Genomic DNA, 22537 nt, shown 5'->3' with positions numbered 1-22537 from the left:
TCTAAGGACATCCAGATGCCGTAAAACGTTGAGTGTCCGTTCTCATGCGAACACGCCAGAGCGAAGTTACCTCGGCGGCCCGTGCGGCGTGCAGCGGCGCGTCGGCGACGAAAGCGCGGGCGTGCTGCGGCGTCGCCGTTGAGCGCCCTACGACTTCCAAGCCCGCACGGTCGAACGCGGCGAGCAGATCTGAACGACTGCGCAACCTCAGTCGTTCGGCGAGGTCCGAAAGAATCAGCCAGCCCTCGCCGTCCTTCGTGAGGTGCTTACCAAGACGGTCGAGGAAGCCGTAGAGCATCCGGCTGCCCGGGTCGTACACCGCGCGCTCCAACGGCGAAGTTGGCCGCGCGGGAAGCCACGGCGGGTTGCACACCACTAGTGGCGCTCGGCCGCGAGGGAAGAGATCAACGCGCTGCACCTCTGTGCGGCCCTCGTAGCCGAGCGCTGCCAAGTTCTCCCGTGCGCACGCCACGGCCCGTCTGTCCACATCGGTGGCGACGACATGTGCGACTCCGCGACGCGCTAGCACTGCGGCCAGCACGCCAGTTCCGGTTCCGATGTCGAAGGCCATCGTGCGCGCGGGTAGAGGAGCTTCGGCGACGAGTTGCACGTACTCGCCCCTTATAGGCGAGAAAACGCCGTAGTGCGGCCGAATCCGTGCACCGAGTGCTGGGATGCGCACGCCAGTCCTACGCCACTCGTGTGCGCCCACGACACCAAGAAGCTCGCGTAGGGGCATTGCGGACGGAGCGGTCGCTTCGTCGTAGACCTCGTTGCATGCCTGACGGACGTCGGGTGCACGCCGCAGGTCCAACGCGTAGTCGGAGTCCAGCAGCACCAACACCATCGCGAGCACGCGAGCGCGGCGCGCCTGATCTTGACGGTGTGCTTGAAACGTCGGGGCACGCGCTGTGGGGACGCGCCGGTCGAGAGCGCGTAGCAACTGGCGTGCGTTCTGGAAGTCGCCGCGCCACAACATGGCGACTCCGCGTTTGGCCAGGCGGTACGCGTGGTCGGCTGAGAGGTTGTCGTCCACCGCGACGGTGGAGGTCGGCGGCGGTGCGCCGTTCGCGGACCGCCACAGGGCAGTCCGGGGCTGGCCCGCCTCGGTCCACGAGACGAGCTGAGGTGCTGAAGTTGTCACGAGTCCGTTTCCGCTGCTGTGCTCGGCGATGCCTGAAAACGCGCCACCGGCCGCTGTGGGCGTGGTGGCGCGGAGGAGGGCTGGCTCGCCGGAGCTAGTAGAGGACAGCAGCGTGCGCGGGGTTCGTCACCCGGCAAGAATAGCTGAATGCAAACGTTGTTTCTTTGCTGGAGGTGAAGAAAGGAGAGCGCGACACTCCCGAAGGAAGTGCCGCGCCCCGTGCGCGTTTCGCGGGGTTACTGGTCGCACTTCTTCCACGCGAAGTGATAAATGGTGTTGACACTGCCGTCGGTGGAGTCCATCGACATGAAGCTGTGCCCGGTCGAGCTGCCCTTGCTCACCCGCAGCTCGCTGTTGACGTTCAGGTTGCGCTGTTCGCCGCAGGGGGCGTAGACCAGATCGGCGATGGCCGTCCTGTCGGTCGCCTGCCAGTTGTCGTTGAACGGGCCGCGGAAGGTGTGCCTGATGTGCGCGGTCGGCGAGGTGCCGGTGAAGTAGTAGTTCGCCTGCTCGATGCCGCTGGCGCCGCTCGCCAGGTTGGCGTAGCCGCGGTAGTCGGCCTGCGCGACCGCGTAGGTGAAGCCCTGCGGCACGTTCACCCTCAGGTTGAGCTGGCAGTTCTTCCTGATCTCGGTCGGGTCGGCGTCCCCGCCCGCCTGGGCGAGGTAGCGGCTGTAGGTCACGGTGAACGCGGTGTTGTCGTGGTTGACCGCCACCGCGGCGGTGCCTGCGGGGCAGCCGGAGCCGTTGACGCTGACCACGTCGACAGTGATCTTTCCGGGCGGAGGCGGCGCGTCGTCGGCCAGTGCCGGTGAGGGCACCGCCAGCAGGGATAACAGCACACCGGCGACCGTCGCGGTTCTCAACATGGAAATACCTCCGCTGCATTTAGGGCATGGGGGAAGGGTGTCACCTATATGGCGGTAGCAGGTGATTGAGGCGTTCTTTCTCGCTGCGCAGGGCTGAAGAACGCCACGATTGTAGGGGGATCCCGATGGGTGTGCATGCATCCAAATGGATGTCGTTACAGTGCTCCGTCCATCCCTTAACTGATTGCGCGATCAATATTTCCGCGATTGCGGAGAATGCTGCGCCGTTCAGTGGCCTTCCCCCTCGGGGGCGGGCTCGTTAGGTTGGCCCGTATGAGGAAGCGCTGGTCTGTCGCTGTGGTTGCTGCCCTGCTCGCCTCGCTGACGGTCGCGGCTCCCGCGCACGCGAGCGCGTCGGTCGCCCGGTGCGTGTTCACGCCGACTCCGGACGACCCCGCCGCGAAGCCGGTCCGCGCGCCACGCTCGCGTGCGAAGGCGCGCGGGACCGTCGACGTGACCATCAGGACCAACTACGGCGAGATCGATGTCGAACTCGACCGCGCCAACGCACCGTGCGCTGTGCACAACCTGCTTTCTCTTGCGCGGCAGCGCTTCTACGACAAGACGCGGTGCTGGCGGTTGACGAACTCCGCTCGGTTGGGCGTCCTGCAGTGCGGTGACGTCTACGCGGCCGAGAAGGGCGGTCCCGGCTACAAGTTCGACGACGAGGTCACCGGCAAGGAGACCTACCCGCGCGGAACTGTCGCGATGGGCAACTTCGGGCCTGACACCAACGGATCCCAGTTCTTCGTCGTGCACAGCTTCGCCAACATCAAGCCCGCGTACACCGTGCTGGGCCGGGTCACCAAGGGCATGCGCGTGCTGGACCGCATCGTGGCCAACGGGATCATCCCCGGGCCCACCGATCCGCTCGACGGCGCGCCCGCGAAGCCGGTGAAGATCCTCGGCATTCGGTGAGACGATATCCGCCCAACCACCCTCGTCTCGCACGAACGGGTGAGGTTTTCCGGGCTGTCCCAACGGGTCTGCCCAGGTGATGTCCGGAATGTCCTTGCTGATCACAGCGTGTCCACTGAGGAATTTTCGCGCTTCTAGCACAGGGGTTTGACGCGTTCTTCGACGGGTTCGCGGTGCCGCATGATGGATTGCGCGGTGCCAGCCGGTGCCGTATCACGGTTCAGCTTGAGTCGCGGGTCGACCGCGGAGCCCCGGGCTGGGTGGAGGTCCTTGTGAGCGCAGGTCACCGGTCGTCGTCCGGGTCCGACGACGTTCCCAGACAGGTGACCGCGCCGTCGAGCGAGACCCGTCCCTTCGGCACCATCCGCGGCAAGCTGCTGCGCATCCTCGCGCTCTGCCTGACCGTCGTGGTCGTCCTGCTGGGCATCGAGGTCGCCTCCGTCGTCCGGCGCGACTTAGCCGCCCGCGCCACCTCCGAATCGGTGACCGTCGAGATCACCGTGCAGCGGCTCGTGCACGAGGTCCAGCGCGAGCGCGGCATCAGCAGCGTGTTCCTCTCCGGCCACTACGAGTTCGGGCCGCTGTTCCAGGAGTACCGGGCCCGCACCGATGCCGCGCAGCGCGAGGTCGTCCAGCTCCTCGGCCAGGTGCCCGCCGACACCGCCGCGGCGGTGCGCCCGATGCTCGACCGGCTCAGCGACCTCTCCGCGACGCGGAGCAAGATCGACTCGAAGACGATCGGCTTCAACGCCAGCCACGACTACTTCACCGAGCGCATCGCGGCGCTCAACCAGGGCTACCTCGACTTCAACCTGATCAACGACAGGGAACTGCAGCACGGGCTCTTCGCCATGCGCTCCCTCGCCAACGCCAAGGAGCGCACCGGCCAGCAGCGGTCGTTCCTCAACGGCATCTTCAACTCCTCCGGCAACCGCTTCAGGGACGACGAGTACGTCACGCTCCTCGACATCCTCGCCAACAAGCAGGTCGCGCTCGCCGAGTTCACCCGCCAGGCCACGCCGGCCCAGCGGCAGCGGTTGGACCGCGCGCAGAGCACACAGGTCGCCGCGGACATCGCCAAGGCGGAGCGGATCGCGGTCGCGGCTTCCGGGGGCGCGTTGCCCGAGCGGGTCAACTCCCGCGCGCACCACGACTGGATGACCGCCTACATCGACGAGCTCCAGGGCGTGCTGCAGAGCGTCGCCGACGACATCCAGGGACGCGCCGACACGCTGCAGAACGAGGCCACGACGGAGCTGGTCGTCGTCATCCTCGTGGTGCTGCTGGTGATCGCGCTGCTGCTGTGGATGTTCGTCGACACCAACCGCTCCATCATCGGCCCGCTGGCGGTGCTCGCGGAGGACGCCGAGGACATCGCGACCCGGCGCCTTCCGGAGGCCGTCGCCGCGCTCCAGACCGCTCAGGAGCACGAACGACCACCACCGCCCGAGCCGATGCGGGCGCCAGCGGGGGCGGGAGCGGAGATCCACTCGGTGACCCGTGCGCTGGACCGCGTGCAGTCGACCGCCTTCGCGCTGGCCAACGAGCAGACCGTGCTGCGCCGCAACACCAGCGAGTCCATGGCGAACCTGGGCCGCCGCAACCAGAACCTGCTGCGCCGCCAGCTGGCGTTCATCACCGACCTGGAGCAGGAGGAGCTGGACCCGGCCGTGCTGGCCAACCTCTTCCAGCTCGACCACCTCGCCACCCGCATGCGGCGCAACGCGGAGAGCCTGCTGGTCCTCGCGGGCACCACAAGCCCTCGGCAGTGGACCGAACCGCTCCCGGCGGTCGACGTCGTGCGCGCGGCGCTGGCCGAGGTCGAGGACTACCACCGGGTGGTGTTCCGGCGGATCGACGACCAGTTGGTGGCGGGCGCGGTGGCCGCGGAGATCGCGCACATGCTGGCCGAGCTGATCGAGAACGGGCTGTCGTTCTCCCCGCCGGAGGTGGAGGTCGAGATCTACGGCCGCCGCGTGCCGAACGGCTACACGCTTGCCGTGATCGACCACGGCATCGGCATGTCCGCCGACGCGATGGCCAAGGCCAACACCCGGCTCGGGGGCAAGGAGAACTTCCTGGTCGCTCCGACCCGCTTCCTCGGTCACTACGTGGTCGGCCAGCTCGCCAAGCGGCTCGGTGTCCAGGTCAACCTGGCCGAGTCCCCGGCGAGCGGGGTAACCGCGCGGATCGTGCTGCCGACGTCCCTGCTGGTGACCGGCCCCGCGACGCGCCCCGTCGCGGAGGAGGAGCCCGAACTTCTCCGGCGGGCGCACGTCATCCCGCCACAGGCCGTTCCTGAGTCCGCCGAGCCGGTGCCCGCTCCGGTGGCGGTCGCCGTGCTGGAACCCGAACCCGTCCCGGACAACGTGACGCAGCACCAGCGGCCGAGCGGGGAGCGCACGCGCAACGGGTTGCTCAAACGCGTTCCCCGCAACCAGGGGAGCAACCAGAACCGCGGTGTGCGCGCCGTGCCCAAGCCCCCGGTCACCGACCGCACGCCCGCCCAGGTGCGCAGCATGCTCTCGGACTTCCGGGGCGGCCACAAGCGTGGTGAGCGCGCGTCCCGCGACTCGCCGATGGACCAGGCCGGTCCGCTCCCCGTGTCACACCAGAATGCAGAGGAACCCAGGTGACGGCCGAGCTGAACACAACACCCGAGACGTTCAACTGGTTGCTGGCCAACTTCGTCCGCAGCACCGACGCCGTGCGCGACGCGGTCGCGGTCTCCTCGGACGGGCTGCTGCTGGCGACCTCGGGTGGCCTGGACCGGACGGAGGCCGACCAGCTCTCCGCGATCGTCTCCGGCCTGGTCAGCCTCAGCCGTAGCGCCGCGCGGCGGTACGAGTTCGAGGGCTTGAAGCTGATCATGATCGAGATGCAGCGGGGCTTCCTGCTGGTCTCCTCGATCAGCGACGGCAGCTCGGTCGGCGTGCTGACGGAGCGGGACTGCGACATCGGCCTGATCGGCTACGAGATCGCCGTGCTCGCCGAGCGCGCAGGCGACCTGCTCACCCCGGCGTTGATCACCGAACTGCGAGGGCAGCTGGCGCTATGACCGATGGTCCCCGACTGCCGGACTCCCGCATGATCCCCGGCCTCGAGTCGCGCGAGGCGTGGTCGGCCGCGCGGCCCCAGGGGCCGGTCACCACCGGCTCGGCTGAGGCGGGCGACTCCTTCGTCCGGCCCTTCATCGTCACCGGTGGCCGCACCGCGCCCCGCACCGGCGGGCTCCGGGTGGACACCCTGGTCCGGGCGCGGCCCGGCGCCGTCGACTCCGCGCTGGAGTTCGAGCGGCTGAGCATCGTCCGGCTGTGCGCCGAGCGCGCGCTGTCCGTGGCCGAGGTGGCCGCCGGCATCGGTGTCCCCCTCGGCGTCGCGCGAATCCTCATCGCCGACCTCATCGCCGAGAACCTCCTGGACCACCAGGAGTCCACCGCCCTTTCTGGTCACGCCATCGAGAGGATCAGAGATCTTGTCCGGGCACTCTGAGCACACCCCGGCGGCCTGCCCGCTGCCGGTCAAGATCGTTGTCAGCGGTGGGTTCGGCGTCGGCAAGACGACGCTCATCGGGGCGATCTCGGAGATCGAGCCGTTGACCACCGAGGCGGCGATGACCGAGGTCTCGGTCGGCGTCGACGACACCGCCGTGCTCCCGGACAAGAGCACGACCACCGTCGCCTTCGACTTCGGCCGCATCACGCTGGACAGCTCCTACGTGCTGTACATGTTCGGAACGCCCGGGCAGGAGCGGTTCTCGTTCCTGTGGGACGACGTCTCCGACGGTGCGCTCGGCGCGATCCTGCTGGTGGACACCAGGCGGATCGAGGACTGCTACCCGGTGATCGACTACTTCGAGGAGCGGGAGATGCCGTTCGTCGTCGCGGTCAACACCTTCGACGGCGCCGACCGCTTCGAGACCGAGGAGGTTCGCGAGGCGCTCGGGGTCTCCGCGGACACCAAGATCGTGCACTGCGACGCCCGCAACCGCGCTTCGGTGAAGGGTGTTCTGGTCGAGCTCATCGAGAACGTGTTGCTGCAGCACGATTCTCGACACAGCTCGGACACGGAGGCGCCGGAGCGGCTCGTCACCGGTTAGCCTCGCCAGGAGTCCGTCGACTCCTGGGGGTGGCTGACCATGACCGATTCGTGGGGGATCTCCGGCCCGGCGTTCCTCGCCCTGTACGGCGTGTTGATCATCGGCGTGCTGCTGGTGAACAGCGTCTGGGCGCGACGTCAGCGGCGGGCCGGTGAGCACGGTGTGCCCGTGGGGACGTTGATCCCGCCGCCGTACCACTTGGCGTTCCTGGTGGGTGGCGCGCGCCGTGCCGCGGAGACCGCGCTGGCCACGCTGCTCGCGGACGGGCGGCTGCGCATCGCCAGCACCGGTGTGGTGAGTCGCACCTCCGGTGGGGTCACGTCGGACCCGCTGGAGAACGCCGTGCTGGACAAGGCGAACACCGTGCGGGCGCGGACCGTCGTGGATCGGGCGATGGAATCGTCTGCCTGCGCTGCGATCGCGGACGATCTCGCTGATCGGGGCCTGCTGGTGCCGCAGTCGGTGGCACGGAATCGACTGCGGTGGATCTCCTTGCTGTTCCTCGCGGTGGGCGCGGTCGGAGTCCTTCGCGTCGTTGACGGGGTGTCGGCTGCGCGGCCGGTCGGTTTCCTGATCCCGCTCGTGGTGATCGCCGGTATCGCCGCGCTGGTCGCGCGGGCTGCGTCCCGGCGCGTTCAGGCTGGTAAGCGGACCGCGCTCGGGGATCGTGTCGCCGCTGAGGCGCGTGGTCGCCATGACCACCACGCGGACGAGCCGGATCTGGTCGGAGTCTCCACCTTCGGCTTCGCTGCTGGGGCGGTGCTCTTCGGCGGCTTGGCGCTCTACCCCGATGCTCAGATCCAGGACGCGCTCACCTACGCCCCGCCACCGGTGTCCGGCGGCTCCGATGGCGGTGGTGGCGGTGACAGTGGCGGCAGCAGCTGTGGTGGTGGCGGCGGTTGCGGTGGAGGATGCGGGGGCTGTGGCGGCTGAGCCCCCGCGCGTTCGTCCTCCGTCGGGTGTCGTGCCAGTTCCAGCGTCGTGAGTCCAGGTTCCGCGTCGGTTCAAGGGCTGTCGCGGCGCGGGCGGTGCAGCAGCTCTGGGTGGCGTGACAGGTCAGGCGCTGCGGGTGGGTCAGGCGTTGTGGGAGCGGCGGTCGTAGGAGACCGCGTAGGCGTCGTGGCGGAACGCCAGGATCGGGTCGGCGGAGAGGGCGATGCCGTCCGTGACGCGGGTCGGGTCGAAGATCTCGGCGGCCCAGTGGGCCTGGTCGGCCACGGGCGCGGTGATCTCCAGACGGCCCGCGACGATCTCCTCGCGGTCGGTGGGCCACGTCCGGGTGGCGTTGTCGGTCGGATCGCCCGGCTCGGCCAGCTGAACGTGCAGGGTGAAGCCGACCGGGCCGTCCGCGAGGCGCTGCGCCAGTTCTGCGGTCAGGTACTCGGGCTCCTGGGCCAGACCGTCCACTTCGGACAGATCCTGGACGCCGGTGTCGGGCTCCCAGCGGTAGCGGACGAACTGGCTCTGTCCCTGGGCGTTCGTCCACTCGAACGCGTGGATGGCCCAGTAGCGGACCGTGCCGTAGCTGACCGGGATCGGCATAGTCGCCACGGCCTGGAAGCCCGCCGCGGCCTCGGGGTTCTGTTGGATGTACGCGCCGAGCCTGGCGGGGTCGGGCGCGCCGGTGACCGGGTCCTTTTCCAGTGCTCCCAGCAGGTTGAGGAAGTTCTGCGGAGTGGAGGCCAGGAACACCGGGAGGTTCACCGCGACGAGGTCGGTCGCCGTGCCGTTCGGCAGGTGGAACTTCACCGCCATGCCGCGCCCGGCCCGCGCGCCGTCGAGGATGCTCGGGCTGCCGTTGGAGTTGGAGAAGCGGACCGTCGCGGCCACCTCCGTGTGCTGGAGGTGGGCCGCGCTGGTCAGCCCCGCCGCGTCACCGCTCGGCGTGAACGTGGCGTCGAAGCACACGCCGCGCGCGTGGGCCCTGCGGTAGCCGGGGAACGCCCCGGAGACGCGTTCCATGCTGTCGACGACGTCGACCGCGAGCGTGGACGTGGTGGGGTGGCTCGTCATGGCCGCAGAGTAAGCGTTTTCCGCTGAAACTCCTGGTCAGGCTGTCGGTTGAGGGGTGTAGACCTCAGCCGAGATTCAATTGCTCGGTGTACTCCTGCGCGTATTCCGCGGCCAGGGCCTCGACGCGTCCTTCTGGCCAGCACGGGGTCTCGCCGCGCAGCCACTGTGCGAGCAGGTCGATGTGCACGTGCCACGCGCCGAGCGCCGTCGTGCGCTGGTCGGCCTGGGCCGAGGTCCCGGTCTGGGTGAGAACCAGCCGCGCGCCGCCGTTGCCCTGACGTAGCTCCCAGCGGATGACGCCGCCCTGCCACGAGTACTCCAGCAGCTCCCGCTCCTGGACCGCGGTGATGGGACCGACCTCGACGTAACCGGTGGTGAAGCGCAAGGGGGGCTCCGCGCCGACCTCCGGAGCGGAGTCGATCAGCAGGGCCCAGACCTCGGTCTGCGACTTGGTGAGGTTGCGCTCGAAGCGGACCGTCCAGCCGTCCTCGGTTTCCAGCAGCTCGCCGCGTGCCAGGCCGAACAGGGCCACGTACTCGTCGTGGCGCGGACCGTAGGGAGCGGCTTCGGTGATCTCCTGGCCGTCGAGGAGCTGTTCCAGCGCGGTGAGGCAGCCCTCCCAGCCGGTCGCGAAGCTCGCGGCGCCCGCGCGGTCGTCGAAGGCGTGCGTGAAGACGAGCACGCAGCCGTCGCCGTTCTCACGCAGCTCCCACCGCAGCGCCTCACCCTCCCAGGTGAAGGCGAACAGGTGCGGCGGCTCGAAGTCGGTGATCGTGCCCTTGGTCGGCGCCCCGTCATCACCCTCGAAGACGAAGAGGATGGTGGCGCCCTGCTTCAGCTCGGTGTGCATCGCGGCGGGGAACCACTGCTTCGAGTGCTCGGGGTCGGTGATCGCGCGCCACACCTTCGCGACCGGGTGCGCCAGCTCGCGCTCGAAGTGCAGCACGTTGCGGCCGTCGACCGCGCTCAGTTCGCCGTTGCGGGCCATGGTGGTCCCTCACTCGCTCTCGTTCTCGGTCATCACGTCGAGGTAGTTCTCCAGTGCGTCCAGCCGCCCCGCCCACAGGCGCCGGTACGGATCGAGCCAGCCGTCCAGTTCCGCGAGCGGCCCCGGGTTCAGCTCGTACCAGCGGCGCTGAGCCTCCTGACGGACCCTGACCAGGCCCGCCTCGCGCAGCACGCGCAGGTGCTTGGAGGTTCCCGGCTGGGTCAGGCCCAGCTCCTCGCTCAGCTCGCCGACGAGGTGCGGACGGCTGAGCAGCAGGTCAAGGATGCGGCGGCGGCTCGGCTCGGCGACGACCTCGAAGACGGTGGACACCGCGTCAATGTAACTCGTCGGGCATATAACCGCCAGGGCATGTTTGCAGAACGCGGGCGACGAATTCCGACTTGCCGGTCGTGTACGCCTCGCGGTCGGCGCCGTGCGAGGCGGACAACTGCCGCTTCAGCGCCGCGTACTCCCGCAGCAGGTCGGGGTTGGCGCGCAGCGCGTCGCGAAAAGCGAGCTGGTCGCGCCACCGTTGGTGCCCGGCGGAGACCAGGTGCAGGTGCGCGACGCGGTGCTGGCCGGACGCGTCGGGGCGGACGAAGAGCCGCCGCCACGGTCGCTCGTCCAGCTCGGGAGGCACGAGGTGCCATCCGTCGTCGAGCAGCGGGGCGTGCGCGGCGCCGTCGGTGTGCTCGCGAACGGAGGCCATCAGGTCGACGATCGGTTTTGCGGCCAAGCCGGGAACGGCGGTTGAGCCGATGTGCTCCACGCCCTCGGCCAGCCACGGCTCCAGCAGCTCAACGAGCCGTGCCCGTTCCGCGCCGGCGCGGTCGGCCCAGAGTTGCTGGTGCGAGACGACGACCGCTTTTTCGGTCGCCCACGCGGGGAAGTCAGCCACGCGATGACGCTAGCCGGAGCTCACCGGACGGGCAGGACGAGTTGTTCCAAGAGGCGGTCGGCGTCCGCGTCAGGGTCCAGCGTGAGGCCGGTGTGGACGGGACCGGCGCGGACGACCGTGCTGCGCGGCGCGGTCAGCCAGCGGAAGCGACGGCCGATCGCCTCCTCGGCGGCGAGTCCCGCGCGCTCTGACGCCGCGCAGACCTCGGCGAACGCCTGCACCGCCCGCCCGACCGCGTCAGGATCGGCGGTCGGGTCGAGCGCGCGCAGCCGGTCCGCGTCCAGGTGCGTCCGCGAGCCGAGGTAGTCCAGCCTGCGGCAGTACAGCAGCACTCCGGCGTTGATCGACTCGCCGCGTTCGGCGCGCGGCACGACCTGGAGCACGGCGTACTCGAAGACGTGTCGCCGATCGGTCACTTCCCGCCACCCTTGGTCAGCCAGTCCGGTCGGTTCGCCCCGACCTTCGTCGGCGTTCGATCCTTCCTGATCGTCGGGTCCGGCAGCCACGCGGTGCTCGCGGCGGCGCGCGCGGCGAGCTGGTCGACGTACGCCACGCGCAGGTCGTCGGGCGTGTCGAAGCCGGGCTCCTCGGCCAGCCACACGTCCGGGACCTCGGCCAGCGCGGCCTCCAGCACCTCGCGGGTGACCAGCGGCGCGAACGCGGCGTCGGCGGCGGCCACGTCGGGGACGAAGTCGATCAGGACGTGGTCGCTCGCGTCGTAGGGCTTGGCCACCCAGCTCTCCCGGCGTGGCCAGTTGTGGTGGAAGGTCAGCGCCGAACCGTGGTCGATGAGCTGCGGCGAGCCGTGCCAGGACAGCATGTTCGGGTTCTTCCACGACCGGTCGACGTTGCCGATGAGGCCGTCGAACCACACGACCCGCCCGGCGAACTCCGAGTCCACGGCGAACGCGGTCGGGTTGAGGTCCAGCGCGCCGGGCAGGTAGTCCATGCCCAGGTTGAGGCCGCCGCTGGCGCGCATCAGGTCCTGGATGTCCTGGTCGGGTTCGCTGGTCGCGAGCACCGGGTCCAGCTCGACCGCCACCAACCGCGGCACTGGAAGGCCCAGTGCGCGGGCGATGTGCGCGCTGACCACCTCAGCGACCAGCACCTTGCGGCCCTGGCCCGCGCCGCGGAACTTCACCACGTAGGTGCCGAGGTCGTCGGCCTCCATGATCCCCGGCAGTGACCCGCCCTCGCGCAGCGGTGTGACGTACCGGATCGCGGTCACCTGGTCCACGCTTGCTCGCCTTTCCAGTCGGGCGTGACGGGGGTGAAACTGCCGAAGCGCCGTTCGAGCGCCTCGGCGGCGGTGAGGCACAGGTCCTCGCGGAAGCGCGCGCCGATCACCTGGACCCCCATCGGCACACCGTCCACGACGCCGGTCGGCACCGCCACCGCGGGCACGCCGACGAGCGAGGTCACGGTGTTCAGGCTGATCGCCAGCGTGGCGCGCATGTGCTCCTCCGGGCCGGACACCCGTGGCCGCGGACCACCGATGAGCTGGGTGCTGACCGGACCGACCACGAGCGGGTACCGCTGCTGGAACCGCGCCCAGTCGCGCGCTATTCCGTGCCGCTCACCGGTGACCCGCACGTAGTCCTCCAGAGAACTCGGCGGCATGCGTTCCATGGACAGCTCCATGTGCCGGGCGCTCTCCTCGGTCAGCAGTGGTCGGATGCGCGGCCACGACAGACCGAACTCGGTGCTGATCAACTTCCCGTAGGCGGTCAGCGCGTCGGTGTAGCGCGGCAGCTCCACCTCCTCCACCGCGTACCCGGCATCGCCCAGGACCGCGGCGGCGCGTTCCACGGCGGCTCGGACGTCCGGGTGCACGCCGAACCCGCCCGGATCGGCGACCACGCCGACCCGGATCGGCTCGGACAGCGGAGGTCCGTCCAGTGGTACGGGCAGCGCGAGCGGGTCGTCCACGTCGGGACCGGCGAGCACGTGAAAAGCGGCACGGAGATCCGTGACGGTGCGTGCGATCGGTCCATCAACCGGCAGCAGCTGGGACGCCAGCGTCGGCTCGGTCCCACCGACGCGGTGGTCGGACGGCAAGCGCCCGTGACTCGCCTTCAGGCCCGTGACGCCGCAGCACATCGCGGGAAGCCGGATCGAGCCGCCGGAGTCGTTGCCCAATCCGAGCGCGGCCATGCCCGCGGCGACGGCCGCGCCATCTCCTCCGCTGGTCCCGCCGGGGGTCTTCGTCCGGTCCCACGGGTTCACGGTCGTGCCGAACAGTTGGCTGGTGCAGTCGTTGCCGTTGAGGGTCAGGTCGGGCATGTTGGAGCGGCCGATCGGGATCGCGTCAGCGGCGCGCAGCCGCCGGACCTGCGGCGCGTCCGACTCCGCTATCGCGTGTTCGAAGTGCGGGACGCCGTGCGTCGTCGCGGAGCCCCGGACGTCGATGTTCTCCTTCACCGTGAACGGGACCCCGGCCAGCGCACCGAGCCGCTCCCCGGACGCCCTGCGGCGGTCGATGTCCTCGGCGGCGGCCAGCGCCTCGCGCTCCAAAGTCCTGGTCACGGCGTTGACTGCCGGGTTGACCTCGGTGATCCGGTCCAGGTGCGCGCGGATGACCTCCACCGCGCCGACCTCTCCCGAGCGCACCGCCGCGGCCAGCTCGGTCGCGTTCTGCGTCCACATGCCAGTCAAGATACAAACCTGTATCTGAAAACACTAATGTATATTTGTGGGATGCGTCTGACCAGGGAACAGAGCCGCGCGCAGACTCGGGAACGGCTCCTTGCGGCCGCCGCGGAGCTGTTCGCCGAGCGTGGCGTCAACGGCGCCTCGGTGGAGCAGATCGCGGAGCGCGCCGGGTACACGCGGGGCGCCTTTTACGGGAACTTCGACGACAAGCACCAGCTGGTCGGCGAGCTGTTGAAGCAACGAACACTGCGCGAACTGGGCGAGGTCACCGCGCTCCAGAAGAGTGAGAACCCGTGGGAAGCCGTCCGCGAGTGGAACCGCGCCCGTGCTGAGAACCTGACCGAGTGGCTGGCACTGCGGACCGAGCTGATGCTCTACGCGCTGCGCAACGAGGAGATCCGGCCGCAGCTCGCGCAGCGCGAGACGATCGCCCGCGACGCGCACGCCCGGAGCATCGAGCGCGTCTTCGCGGGCAAGCAGCCGCCCGCCGATCCGGCGTTCCTGGCGCTGATCGTGCACGCGCTGGAGGACGGCCTGCTCATCCAGCGGCTGCTGTTCCCCGGCGAGATCGCCGACGACGTGGTCGTGGACGCCGTTGAGCTGCTGATGCGCACCTGGACCCGCTCGGCGGAGGGCTGAGCCCGACCAGCATGCTTCTCGGCATGAGCGCCACCCTCGTCGCCAAGGACCTCAGCGCCGGTCACGGCGATCGCACCCTGTTCTCCGGACTCGACCTCGTCGTCGCGCCCGGTGAGGTGATCGGCCTGGTCGGGGTCAACGGCGCGGGCAAGTCCACCCTGCTCAAGACGCTCGGCGGCCTCATCCCGCCGGAGCAGGGCGTCGTCCAGCTCAGCCCGCCGTCGGCGACCATCGGCTACCTCCCGCAGGAGCCCGAGCGCCGCGCCGACGAGACCGTGCGCGCGTTCCTCGGGCGCCGAACCGGGGTCACCGGCGCGCAAGCGGAGATGGACCGCGCGGCGGAGGCGCTGGCCACCGGCGACCCCGGCGCGGACGACGGCTACGCGATCGCGCTGGAGCGCTGGCTCGCGCTCGGCGGGGCGGACCTGGAGGAGCGGGCCGAGCAGGTGGCCGACGACCTCGGCCTGACGATCAGCCTCGACCAGCCCATGGCCTCGCTCTCCGGCGGCCAGGCGGCGCGCGCGGGCATGGCCTCGCTGCTGCTGAGCCGCTACGACGTCTTCCTGCTCGACGAGCCCACCAACGACCTGGACCTGGACGGCCTCGACCGCCTGGAGAAGTTCGTGACCGGCCTGCGTGCCGCGACGGTGCTGGTCAGCCACGACCGCGAGTTCCTGACCAGGACGGTGACCTCGGTCGTCGAGCTCGATTTCGCGCAGCAGCAGGTCTCGGTCTACGGCGGCGGGTACGCGGCCTACCTGGAGGAGCGCGAGGTCGCCAGGCGGCACGCCCGTGAGGACTACGAGGAGTTCGCCGACACGAAGGCGGCGCTGGAGGCCAGGGGACAGACGCAGCGGTCCTGGATGGAGAAGGGCGTCAAGAACGCGCGTCGCAAGGCCAAGGACAACGACAAGCAGGGGCGCGCGTTCCGGTCCGAGGCGACGGAGAAGCAGGCTTCCAAGGCGCGGCAGACCGAGCGCATGATCGAACGCCTGGAGGTGGTCGAGGAGCCGCGCAAGGAGTGGGAGCTGCGCATGGAGATCGCGGCCGCGCCCCGCTCCGGCTCGGTGGTGGCCTCGCTGCGGGCGGCGGTGGTGCAGCGCGGGGACTTCACGTTCGGGCCGGTCGACCTCCAGATCGACTGGGCCGACCGCGTCGCGATCACCGGCGCGAACGGCGCTGGCAAGTCCACGTTGCTCGCCGCGATGCTGGGACGGGTCGCGCTGGACGAGGGCCACGCCACTCTCGGCTCCGGTGTCCAGGTCGGCGAGATCGACCAGGCACGGGGAGCGTTCCTCGGCGAACAGTCCCTTTTGGACAGTTTCGCCGCGCAGGTGCCGGACTGGATGCCCGCGGACATCCGGACGCTGTTGGCGAAGTTCGGCCTCCGCGCGCAGCACGTCCTGCGCCCCGCCGCCTCGCTCTCGCCGGGCGAGCGCACGCGCGCCGGACTCGCGCTGCTCCAGGCGCGCGGGGTGAACCTGCTGGTGCTCGATGAGCCGACGAACCACCTCGACCTCCCCGCGATCGAGCAGCTGGAGTCGGCGCTGGAGTCCTATACCGGAACTCTGTTGCTGGTGACGCACGACCGGCGGATGCTGGACGCGGTTTCCACCACGCGGCGGATCGAAGTGGTGGCGGGCCGCGTGCACGACCGTTGAACAGGGGCGAACCGTGGAAGCACTGCGCGCTTTGGTCAGGAAGTGGCCGCGCCAAGGCACGATCACGTGGCCGCTTCCGTTGCGCGAGGACGTCTTCGAGCTGGCCGTTCTCGGCGGTCCCCTCGATGGCGAGAGCGCCGCGATGATGGTGCTCGCCGCTGCTCGCTCCGGCGACACCGCACACGCGGAAAGCGTGCTGGCCAAGGCGGATTCGCGGTTCTGGCGCCTCCTCGACATCGGGGTGCGGCGCGTGGTGTCGTTCCAGGTGATCAGGGAGCGGCTGCTCAGCACCGAGGTGTCTCGTCTTGATCTTGTGATCGCCGCGTGCTGGAACGACGGTCACGTGCGCGAGCTGGCGTTGGCAGAACTGTGCGCGGTGGACAGTCCGCTGGCGGGGCCGGTCCTCGCGCTGCGCGCGGCCGACTGGGTTCCGGAGATCTGTGAGCGGGCACAGGTGATCTGCGCGGAGCGCCTGGCCGTCGATCCTGTCACCGCGCTCGCCGGCCTCGGGCCGGTCGCCTTCGCGCTGGAGAACCGCGTGGCCGGGTCCTGGCTCGTGTCCGTTGTGGACAGTGCGCTGGTTGATGGGCGAGTTCTCCTTGCCGCAATGGGGAATCCGAGTCGCCGCGTTCGTCGCGCCGCCTACCTGAAGGGGATCGCCGAAGATCGCCTCGACATTGCGACCCTGAGCGACGCGGCACTGCGCGACCCGGATCAGTCCAACCGTCGTCTGTGCGCGGAGGCCGCCGCACGGCTGGCTCGGCTGAGCGGGGAAGTCGACGCCGTTCGCGTGCTGCTGAACAGTCGCTCGGCGGTGGTGCGCGCGGAGGCCATCTACACGCTGGGTGAGGTCGACGTCGCCGTCGACGCGTTGTGCGACCGCAGCGGCGCTGTCCGACAGGTCGCGCAAGTGTTGGTGCGCAGGGCCGAGCTCGACCCCGCCGAGCACTACCGCCGCCTCCTGCCCGATCCCTGGGCGGTGGCGGGGCTCGGAGAGACGGGAACGGCTGCGGATGTGGACAACCTGCTGCGGTGCTTGAAAGATCTACGCGTCCGCACCCGCGCGGAGGCGGTTCGAGCGCTGCGGCGGCTCGGGCACGCGGACACCAAGACCTTCGTGCCATTGCTCGACGACCCGGCGCCGGGAGTGGTGAAGCAAGCCACGACGTCCTTGCAGGGCAAGAGTTTGCCTGAGGAATTCCTGTTCGGACTCATCGAACCCGGCCGTGCCAGGGTGGTGCGCCTCGCCGGGCACCGCCTGCTCCGCGGGAGCGGTGTCGCGCCGCGGCTCATCGCGGACCTGGAGCTGCTCGGCGATCCTGAGCTGGGTGGGGCTGCGCGCGAGGACCTGCTGAACTGGCTGGCCAGAGAAGCGGCGTCCGCGTACCCGTCGCCGACCCCGGCGCAGGTGGGGCGACTGCGCGAGCTGACCGCCGCCGCCGAGGCCGAGCTGGGCCCCGGTGTCGTGCGCGAGCTGAGATTTCACCTTGATATGTAAGGGTTTCAGGTACGGCTGGTGGTCAGAGCCGGATGCCGTCCCGCGTGGGCGAATGACGGCGGGCCAGACGGGTGTACTTGGGTCGGGGGCCTGTCCTCCCCGGTGATCAGGTCTACTCTCCGAATTCGATCCAGCGTTCCAGCCCCAGACCCCGGCTGGCCTTGTTGCCTGAGTGCCTACCGAGGTCGGAGTTGGGTGATGACTGAGTCGGCGGAGAACGTGTTCGCGGCCATGCGTCGAACCGCGAGCCAGCCACGCAACCACGCGGAGACGCGACTGACCGCCAGGGTGTGCGCCGCGCGCCGCTCTGCCTACACCGGCGAGCCACCGACGCACGCCGTCGCCGCTGTCGGCTACCGCAGGACGAACCAGCTGGACAACTGCTCGGCCGCGCAGCGCCGGTTCCGCATGCTGCTCGCCCTGGTGGTGTTCAACGACGGCATCGGTCCCACGTCGATCGACCAGGGCCTCACAGCGCGGTGGCGGTTCGCGCGGTGGGGATTGAACTGGACAGCCGTCGAGTCGGTCGCGATCTCGCCGCTGCGGGACGAACTGGTGATCTTCACCGAGAACCCGCTCGCGCTGGCGCGGGCCCTGGCCGCGCGGCCTGCCAGGGTGAACCCGCAGGGCGTGCCGGGACTCCGGCCGCTCAACGCACATCCGAAGGGGCAGTGGTTCCGTTTCGTGCACCTGCCCACCAAGGCGTTGTTGCGGGTGCGCCTCGCGGAGACACAGCTACCGCCGCTGGACGGGTTGGGGCCGTGGAACGGGGCGGAGGGACTCACCACCGCGGAGCGGGAGACCATCGGCGCGCTGCCGGTCGTCTCGCCCGATGCTGAGCACCTGCTCGCGGCCCTGACCGTCCGGCTGACCGTGGACCACCCGGGAGGGCGGTGGGCGATCAGCTCCCAGGTGGTGCGCGGTCCCGACCCCGGCCGGGCGGGGCCGCTGTGGTCGCGGCTGTGGGGGGAGGGCACCACCTGGGAGCTGCGCGGCCGCAGCCTGATGGCCGCGGTCGCGCTCGCCTCGGCGCTCACCGATCCGGACATCGGCCTGTCCGGGGTGGGGGTGACCGAGATGAGCGAGAGTCTGATCGTGCTGCGGTACCGCGGATCGACGCTGCGCATCGTCATTCCCAAGCCGGGTCGTCGTTGAGCGAGGGCGAGCAACCGATCCCCAGGCAAGCTCGCCACGGCACGTGCCATGTCACCGTGCCGTGGCGAGCGCCTCCAGGACCTGAGCGCTACCGGTTGAGGCCCTTGTCGAACCCGGCTCGCCGCAGGGCGTCCGCGAGTGCGCCGCCGCCAGAACCACCGGCGGAGCCGCTGGAGCTGCTGTTCCCGCGCTGCTGACCGCCACCGCGACGTGGACCGCCTCCGCCGCCGCGCTGACCGCCGCCGCCGCTGGTGCGCGCGGCGGGCTCCGGAGTGTCCTGGAGCCGCAGGGTCAGCGAGATGCGCTTGCGGGGGATGTCCACGTCGAGGACCTTCACGCGCACGATGTCGCCGGACTTGACCACGTCGTGCGGGTCCTTGACGAAGGTGTTGGACATCGCCGACACGTGGACGAGGCCGTCCTGGTGCACGCCGATGTCCACGAACGCGCCGAACGCGGCGACGTTGGTGACAACGCCCTCCAAGGTCATGCCGGGCTTGAGGTCGGCCAGCTTCTCGACACCGTCGGCGAAGGTCGCGGTCTTGAAGGCCGGACGCGGGTCGCGGCCCGGCTTGTCCAGCTCCTTGATGATGTCGGTGACCGTCGGCAGACCGAACGTGTCGTCGACGAACGCCTGCGGGTCGAGGCTCTTGAGCACGCGGGTGTTGCCGATCAGCGACGCGACCTCGCTGCCGGTGTTCTGCAGGATGCGGTGCACGACCGGGTAAGCCTCGGGGTGCACGCTGGAGGAGTCGAGCGGGTCGTCGCCCTCGCGGATGCGGAGGAAGCCCGCGCACTGCTCGAAAGCCTTGGGGCCCAAGCGAGCCACGTCCTTGAGCGCCTTGCGCGAGCGGAACGGGCCGTTGGCGTCGCGGTGCGCGACGATGTTCTCCGCCAGGCCCTCGCCGATGCCGGACACCCTGGTCAGCAGCGGCACGGACGCGGTGTTCACGTCGACGCCGACGCCGTTCACGCAGTCCTCGACGACCGCGTCCAGCGAGCGCGAGAGCTTCACCTCGGACAGGTCGTGCTGGTACTGGCCGACGCCGATGGACTTCGGGTCGATCTTGACCAGCTCGGCGAGCGGGTCCTGCAGGCGGCGCGCGATGGAGACCGCGCCGCGCAGCGACACGTCCATGCCGGGCAGTTCCTGCGAGGCGTAGGCCGAGGCGGAGTACACCGACGCGCCCGCCTCCGACACCACGACCTTGGTCAGCTTGAGGTCGGGGCGGAGCTTGATCAGGTCACCGGCGAGCTTGTCGGTCTCGCGGGAGGCGGTGCCGTTGCCGATCGCGACCAGGTCGACCTTGTGCTGCTCGGCCAGCTTGGACAGCTTGACCAGCGACTGGTCCCACTGCTGCTGCGGCACGTGCGGGTAGATGACGTCGGTTGCGACGACCTTGCCGGTCGCGTCGACCACGGCGACCTTCACGCCGGTGCGGAAACCGGGGTCGAGGCCCATCGTGGCGCGCGAACCCGCGGGCGCGGCCAGCAGCAGGTCGCGGAGGTTGGCCGCGAACACGCGCACTGCCTCGTCCTCGGCGGCCTGGCGCAGGCGCAGCCGCAGGTCGATGCGCAGGTGCACCAGGATGCGCGTGCGCCAAGCCCAGCGAACGGTGTCGCTGAGCCACTTGTCCGCGGCACGGCCCTTGTCGGCGACGCCGAAGCGCGCGGCGATGCGGGTCTCGTACGTGCTGGGGCCAGTGGGGATCGCCGACGCGTCGCCCTCGGGCTCGGGGTCGAGGACGAGGTCGAGCACCTCCTCCTTCTCCCCGCGCAGCATCGCCAGCACGCGGTGCGACGGCAGCTTCGTCAGCGGCTCGTCGAACTCGAAGTAGTCGGAGAACTTGGCGCCGTCGGTCTCCTTGCCCTCGCGCACCTTCGACGCGAGCCGCCCGCGCGACCACACGGTCTCGCGCAGCTCACCGATCAGGTCCGCGTCCTCGCCGAAGCGCTCGATCAGGATCGCGCGAGCACCGTCCAGTGCGGCCTGCGCGTCGGCAACGCCCTTCTCCGCGTCCACGAACACCGCGGCGGCGGCCTTCGGGTCGGTCTCGGGGTTGTCCATCAGGCCGTCCGCGAGCGGCTCCAGCCCGGCCTCGCGCGCGATCTGCGCCTTGGTGCGCCGCTTCGGCTTGAACGGCAGGTAGATGTCCTCAAGGCGGGCCTTGGAGTCCGCGGCCAGGATCTGCGCCCGCAGCGCGTCGTCGAGCTTGCCCTGCGAGTCGATCGACTCCAGCACGGCCTTGCGCCGCTCCTCCAGCTCCCTCAGGTAGCCGAGGCGCTCGTCCAGGGTGCGCAGCTGCGCGTCGTCGAGCTCGCCCGTGACCTCCTTGCGGTACCGGGCGATGAACGGCACGGTCGAGCCGCCGTCGAGCAGCTCGACCGCCGCGACCACCTGGCGCTCGCGCACCCCGAGCTCATCGGCGATTTTCTGGGGAATGGACAGCATGGCGATCCTTCACTTCGGGCGGTAGCGGGTCAGCGACACCGACACGGTGGTCTTGAAGTCCTCGGGAAGGGCGGTCGTCCTGGCCGACCACGCGCTCGGTCCCATGCCCACGAGCTGGGCGAGCGCGGCGCCGCCAGGGGCGAGCGCGTACTCGACGGTCTCCCTGCCGAGCAGCGTGAAGTGCGGGTCCAGTGCCTCGTGCAGCCGTTCGTCCTTGCGCTCGTCCACCGTGAGCAGGTCCAGCTCCCGCACCAGTGACGCGAGGTGCGCCGGGGTGGGGGTGACCACGACCAGCTCGCCTTCGGGGTGCAGCACGCGGCGCAGTTCCGGGCCGTTGCGCGGGGCGAACACGTTGAGCACCAGGGCGGCCGTGCCGTCGTGCACGGGCAGCTCGCGCCACGCGTCCGCGACGACCGCGCCGATCCTGGGGTGCGCCTTGGCCGCGCGCCGCGCTGCGAACTTGGACAGGTCGAGCACGATGCCGTCGCGGTCGGGCAGGGCGTCGAGCACCGCGCGCAGGTAGTGCCCGGTGCCGCCGCCGATGTCGAGCACGCACCCCGCGGGCAGCGGGCGCCGCGCCGCGTTCGCGAGCGCTTCGGAGATCGGGGTGTAGTGGCCCGCGCCCAGGAAGGCATCGCGCGCGGCCACCATCTCGGCGGTGTCGACGCGGTAGGAGTGACCGCCGGCGAGCAGGCTCACGTAGCCCTGCCTGGCGATGTCGAAGCTGTGGCCGCCAGCGCAGGAAACGGTGTTCCCAGTCGCCGCGAGTGGTGCCGCGCAATGCGGACACCGCAGGTGTTCCAGGAGTTCGCTGCGCATGACGCGGCGAGTATATGCGTCGCCCGTGCCCACCCCGGCGGAGGCAAAGCCCTGGTGTCTTCCGAAAAGATGTCCGGATCTATACCATGCAGTCGCATTGTAAAAACTCGTGGAGGTTGCGATGCGCCTGGTAGTGGGGATGACCGGAGCGACCGGGGCCGAGCTCGGCGTGCGGGTGCTGCTCGCGCTGCGCGAGCTCGGCGTCGAGTCGCACCTGGTGCTGAGCAAGTGGGCGCGGGCCACGATCGAACTGGAGACCAGCCACTCCGTGCGCGAGGTGCGCGCGCTGGCCACGGCCGTGTACTCCGCCGACGACCAGGCCGCGCCGATCTCCAGCGGGTCCTTCCGCACGGACGGCATGGTGGTCGTCCCCTGCACCACCAAGACCCTGGCCACCATCCGGCACGGCACGGGCGATGGACTGATCAGCCGCGCCGCCGACGTGGTGCTCAAGGAGCGCCGCAGGCTGGTGCTGGTGGTCCGCGAGACCCCGCTGAGCACGATCCACCTGGAGAACATGCTCGGCGTGACGCAGGCGGGAGCGACGGTGTTCCCGCCCGTTCCCGCGTTCTACAACGCGCCGCACAGCCTCGACGACGTCATCGACCACACCGTCGCCAGGATTCTCGACCAGTTCGGTCTTGAGGTCCCCGGCGCGGCGCGCTGGACCGGGACGGCCGACGCCAAGGCGCAGCGACTGATCACCAACGGCTTCTCGTACAAGGAGTAGGC

The 22537-nt window shown here is 70.0% G+C and carries 22 protein-coding genes; 11 read left to right on the top strand and 11 right to left on the bottom strand.

Features of this window, described 5'->3' with window-relative positions; translation table 11 throughout:
- Position 1: 1 nt before the first annotated feature.
- Together CCN37_RS01615 and CCN37_RS01610 are read right to left on the bottom strand one after the other, a co-directional pair.
- The gene (locus CCN37_RS01615) at positions 2–1144 is read right to left on the bottom strand and encodes a class I SAM-dependent methyltransferase (RefSeq protein ID WP_086818808.1); all 1143 of its coding nucleotides are present in this window, start codon (positions 1142–1144) and stop codon (positions 2–4) included.
- 236 nt (positions 1145–1380) lie between these two features.
- Positions 1381–2013: a DUF4360 domain-containing protein gene (locus CCN37_RS01610; RefSeq protein ID WP_086818807.1), complete on the bottom strand. Its 633-nt coding sequence runs from the start codon at positions 2011–2013 to the stop codon at positions 1381–1383.
- A gap of 273 nt (positions 2014–2286) precedes the next feature.
- On the opposite strand from CCN37_RS01610, the gene CCN37_RS01605 reads away from it, so the two are divergent.
- The 6 genes from CCN37_RS01605 (at position 2287) to CCN37_RS01580 (ending at position 7963) form a co-directional block, all read left to right on the top strand.
- On the top strand, positions 2287–2931 hold the full coding sequence (locus CCN37_RS01605) for a peptidylprolyl isomerase (RefSeq protein ID WP_086818806.1): 645 nt from the start codon (positions 2287–2289) through the stop codon (positions 2929–2931).
- Positions 2932–3254: 323 nt separating this feature from the next.
- Positions 3255–5567, top strand: a complete 2313-nt coding sequence (locus CCN37_RS01600; RefSeq protein ID WP_143261361.1) for a nitrate- and nitrite sensing domain-containing protein — start codon at positions 3255–3257, stop codon at positions 5565–5567.
- Positions 5568–5575: 8 nt separating this feature from the next.
- Positions 5576–5989 carry a roadblock/LC7 domain-containing protein gene (locus CCN37_RS01595; protein ID WP_210407826.1) on the top strand — a complete coding sequence of 138 codons (414 nt, stop codon included), beginning with the start codon at positions 5576–5578 and terminating at the stop codon, positions 5987–5989.
- The gene (locus tag CCN37_RS01590; RefSeq protein ID WP_086818803.1) at positions 5986–6423 is read left to right on the top strand and encodes a DUF742 domain-containing protein; all 438 of its coding nucleotides are present in this window, start codon (positions 5986–5988) and stop codon (positions 6421–6423) included. The genes CCN37_RS01595 and CCN37_RS01590 overlap by 4 nt, the downstream gene beginning before the upstream one ends.
- Positions 6404–7030: an ATP/GTP-binding protein gene (locus tag CCN37_RS01585; protein ID WP_210407825.1), complete on the top strand. Its 627-nt coding sequence runs from the start codon at positions 6404–6406 to the stop codon at positions 7028–7030. Before CCN37_RS01590 ends, CCN37_RS01585 begins: the two co-directional genes overlap by 20 nt.
- Before the next feature lie 39 nt (positions 7031–7069).
- Complete coding sequence (locus CCN37_RS01580) at positions 7070–7963, top strand: TIGR04222 domain-containing membrane protein (RefSeq protein WP_086818801.1); 894 nt, start codon at positions 7070–7072, stop codon at positions 7961–7963.
- Positions 7964–8104: 141 nt separating this feature from the next.
- Here CCN37_RS01580 and CCN37_RS01575 read toward each other — a convergent pair whose 3' ends face one another.
- From CCN37_RS01575 to CCN37_RS01545, 7 genes are all read right to left on the bottom strand, one after another.
- Complete coding sequence (locus tag CCN37_RS01575) at positions 8105–9043, bottom strand: catalase family peroxidase (protein ID WP_086818800.1); 939 nt, start codon at positions 9041–9043, stop codon at positions 8105–8107.
- A 64-nt stretch (positions 9044–9107) separates the two neighbouring features.
- On the bottom strand, positions 9108–10031 hold the full coding sequence (locus CCN37_RS01570) for an SRPBCC family protein (protein WP_086818799.1): 924 nt from the start codon (positions 10029–10031) through the stop codon (positions 9108–9110).
- A gap of 9 nt (positions 10032–10040) precedes the next feature.
- Complete coding sequence (locus CCN37_RS01565; protein WP_086818798.1) at positions 10041–10361, bottom strand: helix-turn-helix transcriptional regulator; 321 nt, start codon at positions 10359–10361, stop codon at positions 10041–10043.
- 4 nt (positions 10362–10365) lie between these two features.
- A complete protein-coding gene (locus CCN37_RS01560) occupies positions 10366–10929 on the bottom strand; it encodes a GrpB family protein (RefSeq protein ID WP_086818797.1) in 564 nt (187 codons plus the stop codon).
- 20 nt (positions 10930–10949) lie between these two features.
- On the bottom strand, positions 10950–11345 hold the full coding sequence (locus tag CCN37_RS01555; RefSeq protein ID WP_086818796.1) for a DUF3037 domain-containing protein: 396 nt from the start codon (positions 11343–11345) through the stop codon (positions 10950–10952).
- Positions 11342–12166 (bottom strand): HipA family kinase, encoded by an 825-nt coding sequence (locus tag CCN37_RS01550; protein ID WP_086818795.1) that lies wholly within the window; start codon positions 12164–12166, stop codon positions 11342–11344. Before CCN37_RS01550 ends, CCN37_RS01555 begins: the two co-directional genes overlap by 4 nt.
- Entirely contained in the window at positions 12154–13575 is a 1422-nt protein-coding gene (locus CCN37_RS01545; protein WP_210407822.1) for an amidase, read from the bottom strand. The genes CCN37_RS01550 and CCN37_RS01545 overlap by 13 nt, the downstream gene beginning before the upstream one ends.
- A gap of 51 nt (positions 13576–13626) precedes the next feature.
- Here CCN37_RS01545 and CCN37_RS01540 point away from each other — a divergent pair, with 51 nt between their 5' ends.
- The 4 genes from CCN37_RS01540 (at position 13627) to CCN37_RS01525 (ending at position 18534) form a co-directional block, all read left to right on the top strand.
- Positions 13627–14220 carry a TetR/AcrR family transcriptional regulator gene (locus CCN37_RS01540; protein ID WP_246842756.1) on the top strand — a complete coding sequence of 198 codons (594 nt, stop codon included), beginning with the start codon at positions 13627–13629 and terminating at the stop codon, positions 14218–14220.
- A 23-nt stretch (positions 14221–14243) separates the two neighbouring features.
- Positions 14244–15881, top strand: coding sequence for an ABC-F family ATP-binding cassette domain-containing protein (locus CCN37_RS01535; protein WP_086818823.1), 1638 nt, complete (start codon positions 14244–14246; stop codon positions 15879–15881).
- Positions 15882–15894: 13 nt separating this feature from the next.
- A complete protein-coding gene (locus CCN37_RS01530; protein WP_086818793.1) occupies positions 15895–17379 on the top strand; it encodes a HEAT repeat domain-containing protein in 1485 nt (494 codons plus the stop codon).
- 198 nt (positions 17380–17577) lie between these two features.
- Positions 17578–18534 carry a hypothetical protein gene (locus tag CCN37_RS01525; protein WP_086818792.1) on the top strand — a complete coding sequence of 319 codons (957 nt, stop codon included), beginning with the start codon at positions 17578–17580 and terminating at the stop codon, positions 18532–18534.
- An 88-nt stretch (positions 18535–18622) separates the two neighbouring features.
- Here CCN37_RS01525 and CCN37_RS01520 read toward each other — a convergent pair whose 3' ends face one another.
- Complete coding sequence (locus CCN37_RS01520; protein WP_086818791.1) at positions 18623–20986, bottom strand: Tex family protein; 2364 nt, start codon at positions 20984–20986, stop codon at positions 18623–18625.
- 9 nt (positions 20987–20995) lie between these two features.
- Positions 20996–21805, bottom strand: coding sequence for a putative RNA methyltransferase (locus CCN37_RS01515; protein ID WP_086818790.1), 810 nt, complete (start codon positions 21803–21805; stop codon positions 20996–20998).
- A 121-nt stretch (positions 21806–21926) separates the two neighbouring features.
- On the opposite strand from CCN37_RS01515, the gene CCN37_RS01510 reads away from it, so the two are divergent.
- Positions 21927–22535, top strand: a complete 609-nt coding sequence (locus CCN37_RS01510; RefSeq protein ID WP_086818789.1) for a UbiX family flavin prenyltransferase — start codon at positions 21927–21929, stop codon at positions 22533–22535.
- Positions 22536–22537 lie beyond the last annotated feature (2 nt).

Origin of the sequence: Allokutzneria sp. NRRL B-24872 (assembly GCF_002155965.1) — a bacterium.
Classification (GTDB): domain Bacteria; phylum Actinomycetota; class Actinomycetes; order Mycobacteriales; family Pseudonocardiaceae; genus Allokutzneria.
The sequence above is the reverse complement of the archived record's forward strand: the minus strand, read 5'-3'. Positions and strand labels throughout refer to the sequence as shown.

Excerpts from the sequence above, each read along its gene's own strand:
- CCN37_RS01610 (WP_086818807.1), bottom strand. The coding sequence starts at position 2,013 with ATGTTGAGAACCGCGACGGTCGCCGGTGTGCTGTTATCCCTGCTGGCG.
- CCN37_RS01605 (WP_086818806.1), top strand. The coding sequence starts at position 2,287 with ATGAGGAAGCGCTGGTCTGTCGCTGTGGTTGCTGCCCTGCTCGCCTCG.
- CCN37_RS01590 (WP_086818803.1), top strand. The coding sequence starts at position 5,986 with ATGACCGATGGTCCCCGACTGCCGGACTCCCGCATGATCCCCGGCCTC.
- CCN37_RS01580 (WP_086818801.1), top strand. The coding sequence starts at position 7,070 with ATGACCGATTCGTGGGGGATCTCCGGCCCGGCGTTCCTCGCCCTGTAC.
- CCN37_RS01575 (WP_086818800.1), bottom strand. The coding sequence starts at position 9,043 with ATGACGAGCCACCCCACCACGTCCACGCTCGCGGTCGACGTCGTCGAC.
- CCN37_RS01570 (WP_086818799.1), bottom strand. The coding sequence starts at position 10,031 with ATGGCCCGCAACGGCGAACTGAGCGCGGTCGACGGCCGCAACGTGCTG.
- CCN37_RS01545 (WP_210407822.1), bottom strand. The coding sequence starts at position 13,575 with ATGTGGACGCAGAACGCGACCGAGCTGGCCGCGGCGGTGCGCTCGGGA.
- CCN37_RS01540 (WP_246842756.1), top strand. The coding sequence starts at position 13,627 with ATGCGTCTGACCAGGGAACAGAGCCGCGCGCAGACTCGGGAACGGCTC.
- CCN37_RS01535 (WP_086818823.1), top strand. The coding sequence starts at position 14,244 with ATGAGCGCCACCCTCGTCGCCAAGGACCTCAGCGCCGGTCACGGCGAT.
- CCN37_RS01525 (WP_086818792.1), top strand. The coding sequence starts at position 17,578 with ATGACTGAGTCGGCGGAGAACGTGTTCGCGGCCATGCGTCGAACCGCG.
- CCN37_RS01520 (WP_086818791.1), bottom strand. The coding sequence starts at position 20,986 with ATGCTGTCCATTCCCCAGAAAATCGCCGATGAGCTCGGGGTGCGCGAG.
- CCN37_RS01515 (WP_086818790.1), bottom strand. The coding sequence starts at position 21,805 with ATGCGCAGCGAACTCCTGGAACACCTGCGGTGTCCGCATTGCGCGGCA.
- CCN37_RS01510 (WP_086818789.1), top strand. The coding sequence starts at position 21,927 with ATGCGCCTGGTAGTGGGGATGACCGGAGCGACCGGGGCCGAGCTCGGC.